Origin of the sequence: Caldimonas thermodepolymerans, from assembly GCF_015476235.1 — a bacterium.
Classification (GTDB): Bacteria; Pseudomonadota; Gammaproteobacteria; order Burkholderiales; family Burkholderiaceae_C; genus Caldimonas; species Caldimonas thermodepolymerans.
Map to the genome: position 1 here is coordinate 707,944 of NZ_CP064338.1, position 21,877 is coordinate 729,820.

The following is a 21,877-nucleotide window of genomic DNA, read 5'->3' on the forward strand; positions in this document are numbered from 1 at the left end:
CCTGCGCATGGACGCGCCGGTCGAGCGCTACCTGGAGCACCTGCGCGTCGAGCGGCGCATGGCGGCGCTGACGCTCGAGACCTATGCCCACGACCTGCGCCTGCTGCAGGCCCTGGCGGCCGACGGCGGCGTCGCGCTGGAGGCGGTGCAGGTGCATCACGTGCGCCGCTGGTCGGCCACGCTGCACGCGCAGGGCCGCACCGGGCGCACGCTGGCACGCATCCTGAGCGCCTGGCGGGGCTTCTACCGCTGGCTGGGCCGGCAGGGGCAGGTCAAGCTCAACCCGGTCGAGGGCGTGCGCGCGCCCAAGGCGCCCCGGCCCCTGCCCAAGGCGCTGTCGGTCGAGCAGTCGATGCAGCTGGCCGACCTGCAGTGCGACGACACCGACCCGGTGCTCGAGGCGCGCGACCGCTGCATCGTCGAGCTGCTGTACGGCTGCGGGCTGCGCATCAGCGAGCTGGTCGGGCTGGACGTCGCGGCGAGCGCGACGGCACGCGGCTGGATCGACCTCGACGCGGCCGAGGCGCAGGTGCTCGGCAAGGGCAGCAAGCGCCGTGCGGTGCCGGTCGGCCGGGCCGCCGCCGAAGCCCTGCGGCAATGGCTCGCGGTGCGCCCGCGGCTCGTGAAGGACGATCCCGCGCCGCTGTTCCTCGGTGCGCGTGGCACGCGCCTGACGCCGCAGCAGGTCCGCCAGCGCCTGAAGGCGCGTGCGCTCGCGGCCGGCGTGCCGACCCACGTGCATCCGCACATGCTGCGGCATTCGTTTGCCTCGCACCTGCTGCAGTCCAGCGGCGACCTGCGCGCGGTGCAGGACCTGCTCGGCCATGCCAGCATCTCGACCACCCAGGTCTACACGCGGCTGGATTTCCAGCACCTGGCCAAGGTCTACGATGCCGCCCACCCCCGCGCGACCAAGCGCAACACCTGAATCCCCGTTTCCGTTTCCGTCATGAAAGTCATCACACTGCGCGAAGGCAAGGAGCGCTCGCTGCTGCGCCGCCACCCCTGGGTGTTCCAGGGCAGCATCGCCCGCGGCAAGGCCGACGCCGGCGAGACCGTGCGCGTGCAGGCCCACGACGGGCGCTTCCTCGCCTGGGCTGCCTACAGCCCGACCTCCATGATCCGGGTGCGTGCTTGGAGCTTCGACGAGGCCGAGCGCATCGACGAGGCCTTCTTCGCGCGCCGCATCGAGCAGGCCGTCGCGGTGCGCCGGCGCCTGCCGATCGCCAGCGACGCGGTGCGCCTGATCCACGGCGAGGCCGACGGGCTGCCGGGCCTGATCGTCGACCGCTACGGCGACACGCTGAGCGCGCAGTTCCTGTCGGCCGGCACCGAGCGCTGGAAGCAGACCATCGCCGACCTGCTGCTGCAGGCCACCGGGCTGCAGCGCCTGTACGAACGTTCCGACTCGGGCGTACGCACGCTCGAAGGCCTGCCTGCGGCGACCGGCTGGCTGCGCGGCAGCGGCGCGACCGAGCTCACCATCCGCGAGCACGAGTGGCAGCTGACGCTGGACGTGGCCGAAGGCCACAAGACCGGCTTCTACCTGGACCAGCGCGACAACCGCAAGCTGTTCGCCGACACCGTGCGCCACTTCGGCTGCCGGCGCGTGCTCAACTGCTACTGCTACACCGGCGGCTTCAGCATCGCCGCGCTGGCCGGCGGCGCCGAGCAGGTGGTCAGCGTCGACTCGTCGGCACCCGCGCTGGCGCGCGCGAGCGCGCACGTCGCGCTCAACGGCTTCGACGCCGGCCGCCACGAGGCGCTGGACGCCGACGTCAACGACACGCTGCGCCGCTACCTGAAGGAAGGTCGCCGCTTCGACGCCATCGTGCTCGATCCGCCCAAGTTCGCGCCCACCGCCTCGCACGCCGAGCGCGCCGCGCGCGCCTACAAGGACATCAACCGGCTCGCGTTCAAGCTGCTCGAGCCGGGTGGCCTGCTGTTCACTTTCTCGTGCTCGGGCGGCATCGGCGCCGAGCTGTTCCACAAGATCGTGGCCGGCGCCGGGCTGGACGCGGGGGTGGACGGCTTCATCCAGGCGCGGCTGGGCGCCGCACCCGACCATCCGATGACCATCACCTTCCCCGAGGGCGAATACCTCAAGGGGCTGGTGGTGCTCAAGCGCGCCGGCTGAGCGTTCAGCCCAGGAGCCGCTCCCCGCGGAACAGCTCTTGCGGCGTCTCGCGCTCGCGGATGAGGTGCGCCTGGCCGTCGATCACCATCACCTCGGCCGCGCGGCCGCGCGTGTTGTAGTTGCTCGCCATGCTCATGCCGTAGGCGCCGGCCGACAGCACCGCGATCCGGTCGCCCTGGCGCACCGCCAGCAGGCGGTCGCGCGCCAGCCAGTCGCCCGATTCGCACACCGGGCCGACCACGTCGTAGCGCTGCGGCGGCTCGTCGCGCAGGCGGCAGGCGGCAGTGGCCATCCAGGCCTCGTACATCGCCGGGCGCATCAGGTCGTTCATCGCCGCATCGACGATGCAGAAGTTCTTCTCCTCGCCGGGCTTGAGGTAGAGCACCTCGGTGACCAGCACGCCGGCATTGCCGACCAGCGAGCGGCCCGGCTCGAACAGCAGCTCGCGATGCCCGTGCCCGCGCGCGTCGATGCGCTCGAGCAGGCGCGCGATCAGCTCGTCGGCCGCCGGCGGGGTCTCGTCGGTGTAGGTGATGCCCAGGCCTCCGCCGAGGTCGACGTGGTGGATCGGGATGCCCGCGGCCTCCACCGCCTCGACCAGGTCCAGCACGCGGTCCAGCGCGTCGAGGTAGGGTGCGACCTCGGTGATCTGCGAGCCGATGTGGCAGTCGATGCCGGTGACCTGCAGCCCCGGCAGCGCCGCGGCGCGCCGGTAGGCCGCGACGGCGCGGTCATGGGCGATGCCGAACTTGTTGTCGCGCAGGCCGGTGGAGATGTACGGATGGGTCTTCGCGTCGACGTCCGGGTTGACGCGCAGGCTCACCGGCGCCCGGCGCCCCAGCGAGGCGGCGACTTCCGACAGCACCTCCAGTTCGGCCTCGCTTTCGACGTTGAAGCAGCGCACGCCGGCTTCCAGCGCGCGGCGCATCTCGGCGCGGGTCTTGCCCACGCCCGAGAACACCACCCGGTCGGCACGGCCGCCTGCGGCCAGCACGCGTTCCAGCTCGCCGGCCGAGACGATGTCGAAGCCGCAGCCCGCGCGCGCGAAGGTCTGCAGCACGGCCAGGCTGGAGTTGGCCTTCATCGCGTAGCAGACCAGGTGCTTGCGGCCGGCCAGCGCCCGCTCGTAGGGCGCGAGCGCGGCCAGCATCGCGGCCTGCGAGTAGACGTAGAGCGGGGTGCCGTACTGGTCGGCCAGCGCGTCGAGCGCGCAGCCGTCCACGTGCAGCTGGCCGTCGCGGTACGCGACGAAGGGGGAGCCGGGCAGGGTCATCGGGAGGCAGCAGGAGCAGGTGCGGAAGCCGCCCCGGCGGGGGCGGTGGCGGCGGGCCCGGGCAGGTACAGCGGGCCCTTCTGCCCGCAGCCGCTCACACCCACGGCCAGAAGGGTGGCCGCACCGAAGACTAGAATCGATGCGCGTGCAAACATTTCACGATTGTAGGTTCTGGCAACGATGACTCTGACCCCCACTCCGTTGAGCGACAGCGAATACCACGCCCGGGCGCATGCCGTGCTGGCCGCCGTCGAGGCGCGCGTCGACGAACTGCTGCAGAGCGACGTGGTGGACATCGACACCAGCCGCACCGGCGGCCTGCTCGAACTGACGCTGCCCAACCGCAGCAAGATCGTGATCAACACCCAGCCGCCGCTGCACGAGATCTGGCTGGCCGCGCGCCGTGGCGGCTACCACTACAAGTATGTCGAGGGCCGCTGGCTGGACACCCGCAGCGGGCGCGACTTCTTCGAGATGCTGTCCGAGTGCGTCAGCGAACAGGCCGGGTGCCCGGTGAGCTTCACGGCACCGGCGGCCTGAGCACGCGGCGCAGGCCCGGCAAGCGAACAAGGCGGCCCGAAGGCCGCCTTTGTGCTTGGGGAACGCCGAGGGTCAGTTCCTGAACAGGTCCAGGATGCTGCGGCGCTCGTCCTCGGTCGGCGTCACCGGCAGCTGGTCTTCCAGGCCGAGGCTGGCCACGCCGGCGCCCTGGCTGAACTCCTCGTAGAACCACTCGCCGCCGATGTTGACCACGCCCGGCGGGGGCGAGGGCTCCTGCACCGGCACGCCCTTGAGCGCGTGCGCCATGTAGCTGATCCAGATCGGCAGGGCCAGGCCGCCCCCCGTCTCGCGCGAGCCCAGCTTGCGCGGCGTGTCGTAGCCGATCCAGACGACGCCGACCAGGGTCGGCTGGAAGCCGGCGAACCAGGCGTCCATCGAGTCGTTGGTGGTGCCGGTCTTGCCGTACAGGTCCGGGCGCTTGAGCAGGGCCTGCGCGCGCGCGGCGGTGCCCGAGCGGGTCACTTCCTGCAGCAGGCTGCTCATCACGAAGGCGTTGCGGGCGTCGATGACGCGCGCCGATTCGTCCGCCGGCTTGGGCGGACGGTCGACCAGCACGTTGCCCTTGCTGTCGGTCACGCGGGTGACCAGGTGCGGCGTGACGCGCAGGCCGCCGTTGGCGAACACGGCGTAGGCCGTGGCCATCTGCAGCGGCGTGGTCGAGCCGGCGCCGAGCGCCATGGTCAGGTAGGGCGGATGCCGTGCCGGGTCGAAGCCGAAGTTGCTCACCCACTGCTGCCCGTAGTCCGGGCCGATGGCCTGCAGCAGGCGGATCGAGACCATGTTCTTCGACTTGGCCAGCGCGCGGCGCATCGACATCGGGCCGTCGAAGGTGCCGTCGTAGTTCTTCGGCTCCCAGGGCTGGCTGCCGGTGGTGCCGGCATCGAAGAACAACGGTGCGTCGTTGATCACCGTGGCAGGCGTGAAGCCCTTCTCGAGCGCGGCCGAGTAGATGAACGGCTTGAAGCTGGAGCCGGGCTGGCGCCACGCCTGCGTGACGTGGTTGAACTTGTTCTTGGCATGGTCGAAGCCGCCCACCAGCGCGCGCACGGCGCCGGTGCGCGGGTCCAGGGACACCAGTGCGCCTTCGACCTCGGGCAGTTGCGTGATCGACCACTTGCCCTTGGCGTCCTGCACCACGCGGATCACCGCGCCGGGACGGATGCGCACCTTGGGATTGGCCTTTTCCGACAGGCCCGATTCGGCGGGCTTGAGCCCGGCGCCGGTGATCGTGACGTCCTCGCCGTTCTGCAGCACCGCGACCACCTTCTTGGGGCTGACCTCGATGGCCACCGCGGCGCGGATCTCGTCGTTGTCGGGATAGTCGGCCAGCGCCTCGGCGATGCGCGTGTCCAGTTCCGTGGCGTCCTTGGGCAGCTCGACGTAGCCTTCGGGGCCGCGGTAGAACTGGCGCCGCTCGTAGTCGATGATGCCTGCACGCAGGGCCCGGTAGGCGGCGACCTGGTCGTCGGTCTCGATGGTGGTGTAGACGTTCAGCCCGCGCGTGTAGGCCTCTTCGCCGTACTGCTCGAAGATCAGCTGGCGGGCTGTCTCGGCCACGTATTCGGCGTGCACCGGCGGCGGCACGTTGCGACGGTAGGTCAGCTTCTCGGCCAGCGCCGCGTCGTGCTGTTCCTTCGTGATGAAGCCGTGCTCCAGCATGCGCGAGATGATGTAGCGCTGCCGCGTCGCCGCCCGCCGCGGATTGACGATCGGGTTGTAGGCCGACGGGGCCTTGGGCAGGCCGGCCAGCATCGCCGCTTCGGCGACCGTCAGCTCGTCCAGCTCCTTGCCGAAGTACGTCTCGGCGGCGGCCGCAAAGCCGTACGCGCGCTGACCCAGGTAGATCTGGTTCATGTAGAGCTCGAGGATCTGGTCCTTGGTCAGCAGGCTCTCGATCTTGAGCGCGAGCAGGATCTCGTAGATCTTGCGCGTGAAGGTCTTTTCGGTGGACAGGTAGAAGTTGCGCGCCACCTGCATCGTGATCGTCGAGGCGCCCTGGCTGCGCGCCTCGCCGAAGTTGCGCAGCCCGGCGCGCAGCACGCCGATGTAGTCGACGCCGCTGTGCTGGTAGAAGCGCGCGTCCTCGATCGCGAGCACAGCGTGCTGCACCACCTTCGGGATGTTGCGGATGGGCACGAACTTGCGCCGCTCCTCGCCGTACTCGCCGATCAGGACGTTGTCGGCCGAGTACACGCGCAGCGGCAGCTTGGGACGGTAGTCCATCAACCCGCTGATCTCGGGCAGGTTGGGATAGGCGACGGCCAGCGCGATGGCAGCCACCATCAGCGCCGCCGCCACGCCGGCCAGCGCAAGGCCGAAGGCCCAGGTCAACCCTTTGAGCAGCCAGCGCGTCCAGGCAGGCATTGCAGCGCTGGCCGCGCCGCCTTTCGGGCGTTGGCGCGCAGATTCGGTCATGTCGTTCCTAAGAGACAACGCGCATTATAGAAACCGGGTCCGTGGCAGTTCCGGCGCGTTCCGGCAAGGGCTTCGAGGGGCTTCGACACGAGTTGTTTCACTTCAGGGAGGGTGTATCAGGGTCTACCCCGAAACGGGTGTCGCGAACACGTTTCACGCCTCTGAAAGAAACGGCCAAAGCGTGAAAAAATCTTTGTTGCTCAATGGGCTTGCTGATAGCATTGAAGTAACTTATTAACAATCCGGCGCACCTTCTTGCGCGTGGGGGACCCGTGAGTTTTCTTGACGTTTTGTTAGGCCGCAAGCATGCGCCGCTTGTCGGGCTCGACATCAGTTCGTCGAGCGTCAAGCTGGTCGAGTTGTCCCAGAACGCCTCGGGCGAGTACGTCGTCGAGCGGTTTGCCTCGGAGAGTTTCGAGAAGGGCTGGATCGCCGACGGCCAGATCGAGAAATTCGACGAAGTGGCCAACGCGGTGCGTCGCGTCGTCGTCAAGAGCGGCACGCGCACCAAGCACGTCGCGATGGCCATGCCCCAGTCGGCCGTGATCACCAAGAAGATCATGCTGCCCGCGGGCCTGCGCGAGGAGGAGATGGAGGTCCAGGTCGAGGCCGAGGCCAACCAGTACATCCCGTTCTCGCTCGACGAAGTGAGCCTGGACTTCTGTGTCATCGGCCCGAGCCCGACCTCGGTCGGCGACGTCGAGGTGCTCATCGCCGCCTCCCGCAAGGACCGGGTGCAGGACCGCCAGGGCCTGGCCGAAGCCGCCGGCCTGAAACCCGTGGTGCTGGACATCGAATCGCATGCGTCGCGCCTGGCCATCGGGCGCCTGATCGCCAACCTGCCCAACGAGGGCAAGGATTCGCTGGTCGCCCTGTTCGAGATCGGGGCCGAGACCACCAGCCTCAAGGTGCTGCGCGACGAGGAACTGCTCTACGACCGCGACCAGGCCTTCGGCGGGTCGCAGCTGACGCAGCTGATCTCGCGCCAGTACGGCTTCTCCTTCGAGGAGGCGGAGCAGAAGAAGCTCTCCGGCGACCTGCCGGAAGACTACGAGCAGACCATCCTGGCGCCGTTCGTCGACAGCCTGGCGCAGGAGGTGGGCCGCGCGCTGCAGTACTTCTTCACCAGCACGCCGCACCACAAGGTGCACTACGTGATGCTGGCCGGCGGCAGCGCGACGCTGCCGGGCCTGAAGGAGCGCGTGACCGAACAGACCGGTTTCGCCTCAATGGTGGTCAACCCCTTCGAGGGCATGAAGCTGGGCCCCAGCGTGCGTGAAAGCAAGCTGCGGCGCGAGGCGCCCTCGTACCTGACGGCCTGCGGTCTGGCGATGCGGAGATTCCTGCAATGATCCTGATCAACCTCCTTCCTCACCGGGAAGAGAAGCGGCGTCGCCGCAAGCAGGCGTTTTTCGTCGCGCTGGGCGTCTCGGCGGGCGTCGGTGCGCTGGTGGTGGCCGGCTGGTATGCCGTGCTGCAGCAGATGATCGCCAACCAGCAGGAGCGCAATGCCTTCCTGACGGCCGAGATCCGGAAGCTCGACGAGCAGATCAAGGACATCGCCACGCTGCGTGCCGAGATCGAGGCGCTGAAGGCGCGCCAGCGTGCGGTCGAGGACCTGCAGACCGACCGCAACATGCCGGTGCACCTGCTCAACGAACTGGCGAAGCAGACGCCCGAGGGCGTCTACCTGCGAGAGATCAAGCAGACCGGACAGACGGTGGTGGTCAGCGGGGTCGCGCAGACCAACGAACGGGTGTCCGAGCTGCTGCGCAACACGGCCTACCACTCGCCGTGGCTGGAACGTCCCGAGCTGGTCGAGATCCGGGCCACGACGCCGAAGCCCGGCGACCGCAATCCTCAGCGGCTGTTCGAGTTCTCGATGCGCGTGTCGCTGAAGCGTCCGCAGGACAACCAGCCGCAGGAAGGCGCTGCCAAGCCGGCCGCCGCCGCGGCGCGCAAGCAATCCTGATCGGGGTTCGACATGGCGAAGGGAACGCTGAACATCAATCTGTCCGAGCTGTCGGAGGAGGTCGCCTCCCAGTTCCGTGACCTGGACCTCAACGAACCCGGCCAGTGGCCGGTGCTGCCCAAGGCCCTGGCCTGGGTGCTGGCAGCCGTGGCCGTGGTCGTCATCGGCTGGTTCCTGGTGCTGTCGCCGGAGGCCGAGACGCTGGAGGCGGAGCGCAACAAGGAACCGCAGCTGAAGGAAAGCTACCGCAGCAAGCTGGCGCAGGCCGTCAACCTGGGCGAGCTGCGCAAGCAGCGCCTGCAGGTGCAGGAGTACGTCACCCAGCTCGAGAAGCAGCTGCCGGGCAAGGCCGAGATGGACGCCTTGCTGTCGGACATCAACCAGGCGGGCCTGGGCCGCGGGTTGCAGTTCGAGCTGTTCCGCCCGGGCCAGGTGATCGTGAAGGACTACTACGCCGAGCTGCCGATCTCGATCAACGTCGCAGGCCGCTACCACGAGATCGGGGCGTTCGCGGCCGACATCGCCAACCTGTCGCGCATCGTGACGCTGCATGACCTGCACATCAGCCTGCCGAAGGACGGCGGGCCGACCTTGGGCATGCAGGCCGTGGCCAGGACGTACCGGTACCTGGACCAGGCCGAACTGGAAGAGCAGCGCAAGGCCCGGGCGGCTGCGGCGAAGGCCAAGGGAGGCAAGAAGAAGTGAACGCGTTGACATCTCTGCGCACCGCTTCTGCGCTGTGCCTGGCGCTGACGGCTGTCCTGTTGAGCGGATGCGAGAGCAGCCAGGACGAACTGCAGGCCTGGATGGAGCAGCAGAAGCGGGAGGTGCGCCCGAACGTGACCCCGCTCGAGCCGCCCAAGAAGTTCGATCCGCAACCGTATGAAGTGGCCGACACGGTCGAGCCGTTCAGCGTCCAGAAGCTCACCGTGGCGCTGAACCAGCAGGTGAGGCAGGCCAGCTCGCTGCTGGCCAGCGAGCTGAACCGCCGGCGCGAGCCGCTGGAGGCCTATCCGCTCGACAGCATGACCATGGTGGGCAGCGTGTCGCGCAACGGCCGGCAGTACGCGCTGCTGAAGGTCGACCAGCTGCTCTATCAGGTCAAGGTGGGGGACTACCTGGGTCAGAACTACGGTCGGATCACGAAGATCAGCGAGACGGAGGTCGCTCTCCGGGAGATCGTCCAGGACGCTGGAGGCGAGTGGGTCGAGCGCTACAGCACCCTGCAGCTTCAGGAGAACGCGCGATGAATGGCAAACAAGAGAATCGAACGATGAACATCTTCAGGGCTGTGACGCTCGGACTGTCCATGCTGGCCGCGCCGGTGCTGGCGCTGGCGCAGAACGCCATTCAATCGATCAACAGCACGCAGCAGGCCGGTGCCCAGGTGGTGCGCATCGAGCTGGCGCAGCCGCTGTCGCAGGTGCCTGCCGGCTTCACGATCCAGACGCCCCCGCGCATCGCGATCGACCTGCCTGATGTCGGCAACGCGATGGGCCGTTCCTCGATCGAGCTGAACCAGGGCAACCTGCGCTCGGTCAACGTCGCCCAGGCCGGGAGCCGCACGCGCGTGGTGCTGAACCTCAAGCAGCCCTCGGGCTACAAGGCGCAGCTGGACGGCCGCACGCTCCTGCTGGTGATGGAGAACCAGGCGGGCGCCGCAACGGCCGAGGCCGGCGAGACCGTGCACTTCGCCGAGAGCGCGAACCCGACCCAGCTGGCGCTCAAGGACATCGACTTCCGCCGGGGCCAGGACAACGCCGGGCGCGTGGTCGTCGAGCTGCCGAACAACCAGGTGGGCGTGGACATCCGCCAGCAGGGCAAGAGCCTGGTGGTGGAGTTCCTGCGCTCCACGCTGCCCGACCACCTGCGCCGTCGCCTGGACGTGACCGACTTCGGCACGCCGGTGCAGACCGTGACGACCACCCAGGACGGTGACCGCGTGCGCATGGTGGTGGAGCCCACCGGCAACTGGGAGCACAGCGCCTACCAGAGCGACACGCAGTTCGTGCTGGAGGTCCGCCCGATCAAGGAGGACCCGAACAAGCTGGTGCAGGGGCCAGGCTACCAGGGCGAGAAGCTGTCGCTCAACTTCCAGAACATCGAAGTGCGCGCGCTGCTGCAGGTCATCGCGGATTTCACCAACTTCAACGTCGTGACCAGCGACACCGTCACCGGCAACGTGACGCTGCGCCTGAAGGACGTGCCCTGGGACCAGGCGCTGGACATCATCCTGCAGGCCAAGGGCCTGGGCATGCGCAAGTCGGGCAACGTGCTGTGGATCGCGCCGAAGGACGAAATCGCGGCCAAGGAGAAGCTCGACCTGGAGGCGAAGGCACAGGTGGCACAGCTCGAGCCGCTGCGCACGCAGTCGTTCCAGCTGAACTACACCAAGGCCGAGGAAGTCGCCAAGGGCCTGTTGGGTGAAGGCGTGGGTTCCAAGGCCAAGCCGATCCTCACGCCGCGCGGCAGCGTGATCTTCGAATCGCGGACCAACCAGATCTTCGTGACGGACATCCCGTCCAAGCTGGAAGAGATCCAGCAGCTGATTGCCAAGATCGACATCCCGGTGCGCCAGGTGATGATCGAGGCGCGCATCGTCGAGGCCGACGACAAGTTCGGGCGCCAGCTGGGCGTCAAGCTGGGGGCGGCCGACCTGCGCGGCCTGCGCGGCGGCACGCCGGGCTGGGGCATCGGCGGCAACAACCGCGTGGCGGTGACGGGCAACTACCTCGGCGTGGGCGAACAGACCCGCCAGGCCGAGGTCACCGAGGAAAGCTACATCCCCAACACGCAGTTCATCAACCTGCCTGCCGCGACGCTCAACGGCCAGTCGCCGGCGACCTTCGCGCTGTCGCTGTTCAGCGCGACCGCCAACCGCTTCCTGAACCTCGAGCTGTCCGCCCTGGAAGCCGATGGCCGCGGCAAGATCGTTTCCAGCCCGCGGGTCATCACGGCCGACCAGGTCAAGGCGCTGATCGAGCAGGGCACCGAGATCCCGTACCAGTCGGCGACGTCCAGCGGCGCGACCTCGATCGAGTTCCGCAAGGCCAACCTGAAGCTGGAGGTCACCCCCCAGATCACGCCGGAAGGCAACATCATCCTGGACGTCGACGTGAACAAGGACAGCGTCGGCATCACGACGCCGGCAGGTCTCGCGATCGACACCAAGCACGTCAAGACCCAGGTGCTGATCGAGAACGGCGGCACGGTCGTGATCGGCGGCATCTTCACCCAGCTCGAGCGTGACGAGACCGCCAAGGTGCCGCTGCTGGGCGACATCCCGGTGCTGGGCAACCTGTTCAAGCATCGCGGTCGCACGGCGGAGAAGAGCGAGTTGCTGATCTTCCTGACCCCGCGGGTGATCACCGACCGCACGGCTGTCCGTTGAGCGGTGCCGTGTGAGTCGTGATGTGAAGCTGGCATTGGTCGGGCTGCCAGGCTCGGGCAAGAGCACCATCGGCCGGCAGCTCGCACAACGCCTGGGAGTGCCCTTCCTCGACTCGGATGCCGAAATCGAGGCCCGCCTGGGGACCTCGATCCGTGCCTACTTCGAGCAGCACGGAGAGGCTGCTTTCCGCGACATCGAAGCGCAGGTGCTGCAGGAGCTGTGCGAGCGGGATGCGTTCGTGCTCGCCACCGGCGGCGGCGCGGTGCTGCGCGAGGCGAACCGGCGCACCCTGAAGCAGGCGTGTACCGTCGTCTACCTGCGCGCCAGCGTCGACGACCTCTGGCGGCGTTTGCGGCATGACACCAAGCGCCCGCTGCTGCAAGTGCCTGACGCGCAGGCGCGCCTGCGCCAGCTGCATGCCGAGCGGGCCCCGCTCTACGAGGAGATCGCCGACATCGCCGTCGACACCGGCCGCCCCTCGGCCCGGGCGGTGACCCGCATCATCGCGATGCAGGTCGAGCTGGCCGACCAGGGGACCGACGCCGCGCCACCCACCGATTCCTGAACGACCCGCCGCCTTCGAGGGGGCGTGACCAGAACAAGCCAAAGAGGGAAACCAGTCCATGCACCAGACATCCGTTCGTTCCGTCCGACGCCCTCTGGCCGTCGTGTTCGCGGCCTTCCTGATGGCCTCCTGTGGCGGAGGCGGTGGTGATCCCGGAAGTCCCCCGTTTGACGGCCCGGGCGCCGGCTCGCCGCCGTTCGGCGGCGGTGGCGGGGGCGGGGGCCAGACCGGGGACGGCCAGCGCCCGCGACCCGACGAGACCATCGTGCCGACCAGCGATGCGCTGCAGGTGACCGTGCTGGGGGCCGCGTCGGGTGCGCCGGTCCAGGGCGCCACCGTGGTGGCCGGTGCGCTCACCCGCACGACGGACGGGAACGGACGGATTTCCATTGCGAGCTTCACCCCCACGCCGCGGCTGGTGATGGAAGCCACGGCCGCCAACTACGAGACCGCCTACCGGGTGACCCGGGTGGTGGCCGGCGTGCCGAGCCTGTCGGTGATCAAGCTGATCGCCTTCGGCACGACCGAGACGATCGACGCGGCCGCAGGTGGCGTGGTGGAGGCAACGGACTCCCCGCTGCGCCTGTCGGTGCCGCCTTCCTCGCTGGAGAACGCCGATGGCAGCGGCGCCAACGGCGACGTGGAAGTCCGCGTGACCGACTTCGCGCCCGGCTCGGACAGCAGCGTGCTGTCGGGCGACTACACCGACGCTGCAGGCGACGCGCTGGAGAGCTTCGGCGGTGCGATCATCGCCGTCGGGAACGACCTGCGTGCGGCCGCGGGCGCGCAGCTGGAGCTGCGCATCCCGGTCAGCACGCGCAGCAGCTCCGCGCCGACGACGGCCAACCTCTACCGCTTCGACCCGGCCACGGGCCGTTGGGAGCCGCGCGGACAGGCGACGCTCACCGCCGGCTCGCCGGGCTACTACACCGCCGTGGTGGACGAGTTCGGGCAATGGATGGTGGGCCTGCCGCTGGCCGGCGGTGCCACCGTGACCGGCTGCGTCCAGGACGAGGCGGGTGCGCCGGTGGCCGACGTCAGCGTCGAGGCCGAGGGCATTTCCTACACGGGCATCAACCAGGGAGTGACCGGCGCCGACGGCCGCTTCACCCTGTCCGTGCGTCCGGGCAGCACCGTGATGGTGTCGGGCCACCATGGCGCGGCCCAGACCAACGCGGTGTCGGTCGCGACGTCCACCGGCGCGACCAACATCCCGACCTGCCTGACGCTGCCGGCGCGCAACGCGGTCACCGTGCGCCTGACCTGGGGCCAGAGCCCGGCCGACATCGACTCGCACCTGAAGATGCCCGGCGGCACGCACATCTACTACGTCAACAAGGGCTCGCTGACGGCCGAGCCGTACGCCAGCCTGGACGTGGACGACACCAACGGCTACGGCCCGGAGGTCACCACGATCCGGAATCCGAAGCGCGGCATCTACCGCTTCTACCTGCACAACTACTCGGGCACCTTCTCGCCCGGCATGACCGGCTCGCCCACCCGGGTGGAGCTGAACTACCTCGGCCGGGTGGTGGTCTTCACCCCGCCGGCCGGCGAGGGCACGTCGCGGTACTGGCACCTGTTCGACCTGGAGATCGGCGAGAATTGCTCCATGACGCTTTATCGCTACAACCGCTGGCGCGCCGACGAACCCGGGAACCCGAACTCGGGGACCACCGCGCAAGCGTGCGTGCCCCAGTGAAATGGGGGCAGGTCTTCTTGAGGTCACGGTCGACCTGGGCGACCGTGACTACCCCATCCTGATCGGCGCCGGCCTGATCGGCGCATCGCAGACTTACGAGCGGGCCCCGGCGGGCGGCACGGCGGTGGTGGTGACCAACACCACCATCGCGCCGCTGTACGCCACCCGGGTGGCCGAGACGCTGCAGCGACGCCATGCGCGCGTGCTGCAGGTCGTGCTGCCCGACGGGGAAGAACACAAGAACTGGGTGACGCTGAACACCCTGTTCGAGGCGCTGCTGTCACAGGCGTGCGACCGCAAGACCGTGCTCTACGCGCTGGGCGGTGGCGTGATCGGCGACATGACCGGCTTTGCCGCGGCGTGCTACATGCGCGGCGTCCCGTTCGTGCAGATCCCGACCACGCTGCTGGCGCAGGTGGACTCCTCGGTCGGCGGCAAGACGGCGATCAACCATCCGCTCGGCAAGAACATGATCGGCGCGTTCTACCAGCCGCGGCTGGTGGTCGCCGACCTCGATGTCCTGGACACGCTGCCGGACCGCGAGCTGTCGGCCGGCCTGGCCGAGGTGATCAAGTACGGCCCGATCGCCGATGCGGACTTCCTCGCCTGGATCGAGGCCAACCTCGACGCGCTGCTGGCGCGCGACAAGGCGGCGCTCGCGCACGCGGTGAAGCGCTCCTGCGAGATCAAGGCCTGGGTGGTCGGCCAGGACGAGCGCGAAAGCGGCCTGCGCGCCATCCTCAACTTCGGGCACACCTTCGGCCACGCGATCGAGGCGGGCCTGGGCTACGGCGAATGGCTGCACGGCGAGGCGGTCGGCTGCGGCATGGTGATGGCCAGCGAGCTGTCGGCGCGCCTGGGCTTGATGCCCGCAGGCTTCGTCGACCGGATGCGGCGCCTGGTCGAGCGCGCCCGCCTGCCGGTGCAGGGGCCGGCACAGCTGTCGGCGCCGCGCTACCTGGAGTTGATGCGCATCGACAAGAAGGCCGAGGCCGGCGCGATCCGCTTCGTCGTCATCGAGGACCTGGGCCGGGCCGGCGTGCGCACCGCGCCGGACGAGCTCGTGGCGGACGTGATCGAGGCGCACACCGCCGCCTGACTGGAGGGCCCTCGCGATGCTCGCGCCTTACGCCTGCAGGCCTGAGCAGTCCCGGGGGCGTCGCCACCCCGAGCCTCCGGCGCCGACGCGCAACGCCTTCCAGCGCGACCGCGACCGCATCGTCCACAGCACCGCGTTCCGGCGCCTGGTCTACAAGACCCAGGTGTTCCTGAACCACGAGGGCGACCTGTTCCGTACCCGCCTGACGCACTCGCTCGAGGTCGCGCAGCTGGCGCGCTCCATCGCCCGCACGCTGGGGCTGCACGAGGACCTGGTCGAGGCGATCGCGCTGGCGCACGACCTGGGCCACACCCCGTTCGGCCACGCCGGCCAGGACGCGCTGCACGAATGCATGCGCGAGCACGGCGGCTTCGAGCACAACCTGCAGAGCCTGCGCGTGGTCGACCGGCTCGAGGAGCGCTACCCGGACTTCGACGGCCTGAACCTCACCTTCGAGACGCGCGAGGGCATCCTCAAGCACTGCTCGCTGGAGAACGCGCGCAAGCTCGGCGACGTCGGGCAGCGCTTCATCGAGCGCACCCAGCCCAGCCTCGAGGCACAGCTGTGCAACCTGGCCGACGAGATCGCCTACAGCACGCACGACATCGACGACGGCGTGCGCTCGGGGCTGCTGACGCTGGAGCAGCTCGACGAGGTGCCGCTGTTCGCGCGCTACCACCGCAAGGTGCTCGTGGCGCATCCGCAGCTGGCCGGGCGGCGGGTGCTGTTCGAGGCACTGCGCCTGATGCTGTCGGACCTGGTCTACGACGTGATCGGCGCGACCCGCCAGGCGCTGGAGGCGCACCGACCGCAGGGCGTCGACGAGGTGCGCCGCCTGCCACCGCTGGTGCGCTTCAGCGACGCGATGCGCGAGGAGCTCGTCGTGCTCAAGCGCTTCCTGTTCCGCGAGCTGTACCGCCACCCGCAGGTGGTCGACAGCACCAGCCGCGGCAAGCAGGTCGTGCGCGAGCTGTTCGCCGCCTACGTCGAACGCCCGGGGGAGATGCCGGCCGACTACCAGGCCGCGGCCGACCGTCACCGTGCGGTGGCGGACTACATCGCCGGCATGACCGACCGCTTCGCGATCCGCGAGCACGAGCGCCTGACCGGCCAGCGGCTGTTCTGACCCCGTAAACTGGGGCCGGAGTCGACTACCGCCCCGCTGCGGGCTTTCCCATGGCACGTCTGCCTCGCCTGGCCGTTCCCGGCCATCCGCACCTGGTCGCGCTGCGCGGCCACAACCGCCAGGTCGTGTTCCAGAACGACACCGACTACCAGGTCTTCCTCGACACGCTGCGCAACTACGCCGTCACCGCGGGCCTGGCGGTGCACGCCTACGTGCTGCTGCCCGCGGAGGTGCGCCTGCTCGCCACGCCGGCCGACGCAGGCGCGCTCAGCCGCACGATGCAGTCGCTCGGCCGCCGCTACGTCGCCTGGTACAACCGCCAGCACGGCCGCAGCGGCGCGCTGTGGGAGGCGCGCTTCCGGGCCGGGGTGGTGGAGGCCGACCCGTACGTGCTGCGCTGCACCGTGCTGCTGGAGAGCCTGCCGCTGCGCCACGGCCTGGTGCTGCCGGGCCAGGACTGGCCGTGGTCCAGCCTGGGCCACCACCTGGGACACCGGCGTGACCCGCTCGTGAGCGAGCACGGCTGCTGGTGGGCGCTGGGCAACACGCCGTTCGACCGCGAGGTGGCCTACCGGCGCCTGTTCGAGCAGGGGCTGGGCGAGCGCGAGGTGCAGCACATCGAGCAGACCGCCCTGCAGGGCTGGGCCCTGGGCAGCCCGGCGTTCCTGGCGGCCCTGGCGCCGGTCGTGGCCCGGCCGCTGCAGCCGCGCCCGCGCGGGCGGCCCCGCAAGCACAACCCTGTCCCCATTTAACATCGACCCAGAATGGTGCATCGGTTTAAATTGAATCTGACCCTATTTATTCTTCCTTGACATAGGGTTATGCGCACGTATGCTCCGTGTTATCCCTAACGATGACACGGAGTGCGCCATGAACAAGGCCGCCCTGGGGACGGCGTCCCCTGAAGAAATCGCGTCGCTGGCCGAAGGCGGCCTGTACGACCCGACCCGGGAAAAGGATGCCTGCGGTGTCGGCTTCGTCGCCCACATCAAAGGCCAGAAGGCCCACAACATCGTCCAGCAGGGCCTGAAGATCCTCGAGAACCTGGACCACCGCGGCGCGGTGGGCGCCGACAAGCTGATGGGCGACGGCGCCGGCATCCTGATCCAGATCCCGGACGAGTACTTCCGCGCCGAGATGGCCAAGCAGGGGGTGGAACTGCCGCCGCCCGGCGAGTACGGCGTGGGCATGATCTTCCTGCCCAAGGAACACGCCTCCCGCCTGGCCTGCGAGCAGGAGCTGGAACGCGCCGTCAAGGCCGAAGGCCAGGTGCTGCTCGGCTGGCGCGACGTGCCGGTGGACCGCGACATGCCGATGTCGCCCACCGTGCGCGAGAAGGAGCCGGTGATCCGCCAGATCTTCATCGGCCGCGGCCCGGACATCATCGTGCCCGACGCGCTGGAGCGCAAGCTCTACGTGATCCGCAAGACCGCGTCGGCGGCGATCCAGAAGCTCAAGCTCACGCACAGCCGCGAGTACTACGTGCCGAGCATGAGCTGCCGCACCATCATCTACAAGGGGCTGCTGCTCGCGCACCAGGTCGGCCAGTACTACAAGGACCTGCAGGACCCGCGCGTGGTCTCCGCGCTGGCCCTGGTGCACCAGCGCTTCTCGACCAACACCTTCCCCGAGTGGCCGCTGGCGCACCCCTACCGCATGGTCGCGCACAACGGCGAGATCAACACCGTCAAGGGCAACTTCAACTGGATGCGCGCCCGCGAGGGCGTGATGAAGTCGCCGGTGCTGGGTGAGGACCTGCAGAAGCTCTACCCGATCAGCTTCGAGGGTCAGTCCGACACCGCGACCTTCGACAACGCGCTGGAGCTGCTGGTGATGGCGGGCTACCCGCTGGCCCACGCGGCGATGATGATGATCCCCGAGGCGTGGGAGCAGCACACGCTGATGGACGAGCGCCGCCGCGCGTTCTACGAGTACCACGCCGCGATGCTGGAGCCGTGGGACGGCCCGGCCGCGATGGTGTTCACCGACGGCAAGCAGATCGGCGCGACGCTGGACCGCAACGGCCTGCGCCCGGCCCGCTACATCGTCACCGACGACGACCTGGTCGTGATGGCGTCGGAATCGGGCGTGCTGCCGATCCCCGAGAACAAGATCGTCAAGAAGTGGCGCCTGCAGCCCGGCAAGATGTTCCTGATCGACTTCGAGCAGGGCCGCATCGTCGACGACGAGGAGCTGAAGAACCTCTACGCCTCGGCCAAGCCGTACCGCCAGTGGATCGAGAACGTGCGCGTGCGCCTGGACGAGATCGAGCCGTCGGGCAGCCGTCCGCAGCCGGCCGAATCGCTGCTGGACCGCCAGCAGGCCTTCGGCTACACGCAGGAGGACATCAAGTTCCTGCTGACCCCGATGGCCCAGGCCGGCGAGGAAGCGGTCGGCTCGATGGGCAACGACTCGCCGCTGGCGGTGCTGTCGGACCGCAACAAGCCGCTGTACAACTACTTCAAGCAGCTGTTCGCGCAGGTCACGAACCCGCCGATCGACCCGATCCGCGAGTCGATCGTCATGTCGCTGGTGTCCTTCATCGGTCCCAAGCCCAACCTGCTGGACATCAACGCGGTCAACCCGCCGATGCGCCTCGAGGTGTCGCAGCCCGTGCTGGACTTCGACGACATGGCGCGCCTGCGCGGCATCGAGAAGCACACCGGCGGCAAGTTCCGCAGCTACGAACTCAACATCACCTACCCGCTGTCGTGGGGCCATGAAGGCGTCGAGGCCAAGCTGGCCTCGCTGTGCGCCGAGGCGGTGGACGCGATCAAGGGCGGCTACAACATCCTGATCATCACCGACCGCTACATGGATCGCCACCATGTCGCGATCCCGGCGCTGCTGGCGCTGTCGGCGATCCACCAGCACCTGGTGCGCGAGGGCCTGCGCACGACCGCGGGCCTGGTGGTCGAGACCGGCTCGGCGCGCGAGGTGCACCACTTCGCCGTGCTGGCCGGCTACGGCGCGGAAGCCGTGCACCCCTACCTGGCGATGGAGACGCTCGCCGAGCTGCACAAGGACCTGCCAGGCGACCTCAGCCCCGAGAAGGCGATCAAGAACTACATCAAGGCGATCGGCAAGGGCCTGTCGAAGATCATGTCCAAGATGGGCATCAGCACGTACATGTCGTACTGCGGCGCCCAGATCTTCGAGGCCATCGGCCTGAGCAAGGAGCTGATCGAGAAGTACTTCCGCGGCACGGCCAGCCAGGTCGGCGGCATCGGCGTGTTCGAGGTGGCCGAGGAGGCCATCCGCATGCACCTGGCCGCCTTCGGCGACGATCCGGTGCTGCGCAACATGCTGGATGCCGGCGGCGAGTACGCCTGGCGCGTGCGCGGCGAGGAGCACATGTGGACCCCCGACGCGATCGCCAAGCTCCAGCACAGCACGCGCGCGGGCAAGTTCGACACCTACAAGGAATACGCGCAGATCATCAACGACCAGTCGCGTCGCCACATGACGCTGCGCGGCCTGTTCGAGTTCAAGGTCGACCCGAGCAAGGCGATCCCGGTCGAGGAGGTCGAGCCGGCCTCCGAGATCGTCAAGCGCTTTGCCACCGGCGCGATGTCGCTCGGCTCGATCTCGACCGAGGCGCACACCACGCTGGCGCTGGCGATGAACCGCATCGGCGGCAAGTCCAACACCGGCGAAGGCGGCGAGGACCCGGCGCGCTACCGCAACGAGCTCAAGGGCATCCCGATCAGGCAGGGCACCAAGGTCTCCGAGGTGCTGGGCCAGAAGGTCATCGAGGTCGACTACGAGATGCAGGAAGGCGACTCCCTGCGCTCGCGCATCAAGCAGGTGGCCTCGGGGCGCTTCGGCGTGACCACGGAGTACCTGGTTTCGGCCGACCAGATCCAGATCAAGATGGCCCAGGGTGCCAAGCCGGGCGAAGGCGGCCAGCTGCCGGGCGGCAAGGTGTCCGAGTACATCGGCTTCCTGCGCTACTCGGTGCCGGGCGTGGGCCTCATCAGCCCGCCGCCGCACCACGACATCTACTCGATCGAGGACCTGGCACAGCTGATCCACGACCTGAAGAACGCCAACCCGCGCGCCGACATCTCGGTGAAGCTGGTCTCGGAAGTGGGCGTGGGCACGATCGCCGCGGGCGTGGCGAAGGCCAAGGCCGACCACGTGGTGATCGCCGGCCATGACGGCGGCACCGGCGCCTCGCCCTGGTCGTCGATCAAGCACGCCGGCACGCCGTGGGAGCTGGGCCTGGCCGAGACGCAGCAGACCCTGGTGCTCAACCGCCTGCGTGGCCGCATCCGCGTGCAGGCCGACGGCCAGATGAAGACCGGCCGCGACGTCGTCATCGGCGCGCTGCTGGGTGCCGACGAGTTCGGCTTCGCGACCGCGCCGCTGGTGGTCGAAGGCTGCATCATGATGCGCAAGTGCCACCTCAACACCTGCCCGGTGGGCGTGGCCACGCAGGACCCGGTGCTGCGCCGCAAGTTCCAGGGCAAGCCCGAGCACGTCGTCAACTACTTCTTCTTCGTCGCCGAGGAAGTGCGCCAGATCATGGCGCAGCTGGGCATCCGCAAGTTCGACGACCTGATCGGCCGCAGCGACCTGCTCGACATGAAGAAGGGCATCGCGCACTGGAAGGCCAGGGGCCTGGACTTCTCGCGCATCTTCCACCAGCCGCAGGTGCCGGCCGACGTGCCGCGCCGCCATGTCGAGTCGCAGGACCACGGCCTGGAGCGCGCGCTCGACGTGCGCCTGATCGAGAAGTCGCGCCCGGCGATCGAGAAGGGCGAGAAGGTGCAGTTCATCGAGACGGTGCGCAACGTCAACCGCACGGTCGGTGCGATGCTGTCCGGCGAGGTGATCCGCCACCATCCCGACGGCCTGCCGGACGACACCATCCACATCCAGATGGAGGGCACCGGCGGCCAGAGCTTCGGTGCGTTCCTGGCCAAGGGCATCACGCTGTACCTGATCGGCGACGCCAACGACTACACCGGCAAGGGCCTGTCCGGCGGCCGCGTGGTGGTGCGCCCGAGCATCGACTTCCGCGGTGACGCGACGCAGAACATCATCGTCGGCAACACGGTGCTGTACGGCGCGACCAGCGGCGAGGCCTTCTTCCGCGGCGTCGCGGGCGAGCGCTTCGCGGTGCGCCTGTCCGGCGCGACCGCGGTGGTGGAAGGCACCGGCGACCACGGCTGCGAGTACATGACCGGCGGCACGGTGGTCGTGCTGGGCAAGACCGGCCGCAACTTCGCGGCGGGCATGTCCGGCGGCATCGCCTACGTCTACGACGAGGACGGCCAGTTCGCTTCGCGCTGCAACACCGCGATGGTGGCGCTGGAGAAGGTGCTGCCTGCCAGGCGGCAGGAGGCCGAGGTCGATCCGGCCATCTGGCACAAGGGCCAGACCGACGAGGCGCTGCTCAAGCAGCTGATCGAGGACCACTTCCGCTGGACCGGTTCGGCGCGCGCCCGCGAGATCCTCGACCGCTGGAACGAGGCGCGCGAGAAGTTCGTCAAGGTGTTCCCGCACGAGTACAAGCGGGCGCTGGGCGAGCTGAACGCGAAGAAGGCTGCCGACGAGACCATCGCCAAGGCAGCGGGCAAGCCGGAGAAGTCCGGCAAGAGCAAGGCCAAGGCCTGACCGGATCGAGGAGT

General features: G+C 68.9%; 17 protein-coding genes. 14 read left to right on the forward strand and 3 right to left on the reverse strand.

Features of this window, described 5'->3' with window-relative positions:
* The first annotated feature begins 7 nt into the window (after positions 1-7).
* Both xerC and IS481_RS03465 read left to right on the forward strand, forming a co-directional pair.
* Positions 8-928, forward strand: a complete 921-nt coding sequence (xerC, locus tag IS481_RS03460) for a tyrosine recombinase XerC (protein ID WP_104357231.1) — start codon at positions 8-10, stop codon at positions 926-928.
* A gap of 21 nt (positions 929-949) precedes the next feature.
* Entirely contained in the window at positions 950-2,137 is a 1,188-nt protein-coding gene (locus IS481_RS03465) for a class I SAM-dependent rRNA methyltransferase (protein WP_104357232.1), read from the forward strand.
* Between the two features lie 4 nt (positions 2,138-2,141).
* On the opposite strand, the gene lysA is transcribed toward IS481_RS03465, so the two are convergent.
* Together lysA and lptM are read right to left on the reverse strand one after the other, a co-directional pair.
* Positions 2,142-3,410: a diaminopimelate decarboxylase gene (gene lysA / locus IS481_RS03470; protein WP_104357233.1), complete on the reverse strand. Its 1,269-nt coding sequence runs from the start codon at positions 3,408-3,410 to the stop codon at positions 2,142-2,144.
* Positions 3,407-3,706, reverse strand: coding sequence for an LPS translocon maturation chaperone LptM (gene lptM, locus IS481_RS18570; protein WP_419186849.1), 300 nt, complete (start codon positions 3,704-3,706; stop codon positions 3,407-3,409). The genes lysA and lptM overlap by 4 nt, the downstream gene beginning before the upstream one ends.
* Between lptM and cyaY the strand changes: the two genes are divergently transcribed.
* Positions 3,612-3,950 (forward strand): iron donor protein CyaY, encoded by a 339-nt coding sequence (gene cyaY / locus IS481_RS03480; RefSeq protein ID WP_104357235.1) that lies wholly within the window; start codon positions 3,612-3,614, stop codon positions 3,948-3,950. The genes lptM and cyaY overlap by 95 nt on opposite strands.
* A gap of 72 nt (positions 3,951-4,022) precedes the next feature.
* On the opposite strand, the gene IS481_RS03485 is transcribed toward cyaY, so the two are convergent.
* The gene (locus tag IS481_RS03485; protein WP_232529447.1) at positions 4,023-6,335 is read right to left on the reverse strand and encodes a penicillin-binding protein 1A; all 2,313 of its coding nucleotides are present in this window, start codon (positions 6,333-6,335) and stop codon (positions 4,023-4,025) included.
* Between the two features lie 323 nt (positions 6,336-6,658).
* Between IS481_RS03485 and IS481_RS03490 the strand changes: the two genes are divergently transcribed.
* The 11 genes from IS481_RS03490 (at position 6,659) to IS481_RS03540 (ending at position 21,863) form a co-directional block, all read left to right on the forward strand.
* Complete coding sequence (locus tag IS481_RS03490; protein ID WP_104357237.1) at positions 6,659-7,738, forward strand: pilus assembly protein PilM; 1,080 nt, start codon at positions 6,659-6,661, stop codon at positions 7,736-7,738.
* Positions 7,735-8,358, forward strand: a complete 624-nt coding sequence (locus IS481_RS03495; RefSeq protein WP_104357238.1) for a PilN domain-containing protein — start codon at positions 7,735-7,737, stop codon at positions 8,356-8,358. The genes IS481_RS03490 and IS481_RS03495 overlap by 4 nt, the downstream gene beginning before the upstream one ends.
* A gap of 12 nt (positions 8,359-8,370) precedes the next feature.
* On the forward strand, positions 8,371-9,063 hold the full coding sequence (locus IS481_RS03500) for a type IV pilus inner membrane component PilO (protein WP_104357239.1): 693 nt from the start codon (positions 8,371-8,373) through the stop codon (positions 9,061-9,063).
* 14 nt (positions 9,064-9,077) lie between these two features.
* Positions 9,078-9,608 carry a pilus assembly protein PilP gene (locus IS481_RS03505; RefSeq protein ID WP_232529565.1) on the forward strand — a complete coding sequence of 177 codons (531 nt, stop codon included), beginning with the start codon at positions 9,078-9,080 and terminating at the stop codon, positions 9,606-9,608.
* On the forward strand, positions 9,605-11,749 hold the full coding sequence (locus tag IS481_RS03510) for a type IV pilus secretin PilQ (protein WP_232529448.1): 2,145 nt from the start codon (positions 9,605-9,607) through the stop codon (positions 11,747-11,749). The genes IS481_RS03505 and IS481_RS03510 overlap by 4 nt, the downstream gene beginning before the upstream one ends.
* Before the next feature lie 10 nt (positions 11,750-11,759).
* Positions 11,760-12,314, forward strand: coding sequence for a shikimate kinase (locus IS481_RS03515; protein WP_232529449.1), 555 nt, complete (start codon positions 11,760-11,762; stop codon positions 12,312-12,314).
* 265 nt (positions 12,315-12,579) lie between these two features.
* Positions 12,580-14,016 carry a hypothetical protein gene (locus IS481_RS03520; protein WP_104357242.1) on the forward strand — a complete coding sequence of 479 codons (1,437 nt, stop codon included), beginning with the start codon at positions 12,580-12,582 and terminating at the stop codon, positions 14,014-14,016.
* A gap of 1 nt (position 14,017) precedes the next feature.
* A complete protein-coding gene (gene aroB / locus IS481_RS03525) occupies positions 14,018-15,115 on the forward strand; it encodes a 3-dehydroquinate synthase (RefSeq protein WP_104357243.1) in 1,098 nt (365 codons plus the stop codon).
* Positions 15,116-15,131: 16 nt separating this feature from the next.
* Positions 15,132-16,241: a deoxyguanosinetriphosphate triphosphohydrolase gene (locus IS481_RS03530; RefSeq protein ID WP_104357244.1), complete on the forward strand. Its 1,110-nt coding sequence runs from the start codon at positions 15,132-15,134 to the stop codon at positions 16,239-16,241.
* A gap of 50 nt (positions 16,242-16,291) precedes the next feature.
* Positions 16,292-16,993 (forward strand): transposase, encoded by a 702-nt coding sequence (locus tag IS481_RS03535; RefSeq protein WP_104357245.1) that lies wholly within the window; start codon positions 16,292-16,294, stop codon positions 16,991-16,993.
* A 118-nt stretch (positions 16,994-17,111) separates the two neighbouring features.
* Complete coding sequence (locus IS481_RS03540) at positions 17,112-21,863, forward strand: glutamate synthase-related protein (RefSeq protein WP_104357246.1); 4,752 nt, start codon at positions 17,112-17,114, stop codon at positions 21,861-21,863.
* The last annotated feature ends 14 nt before the right edge of the window (positions 21,864-21,877 follow it).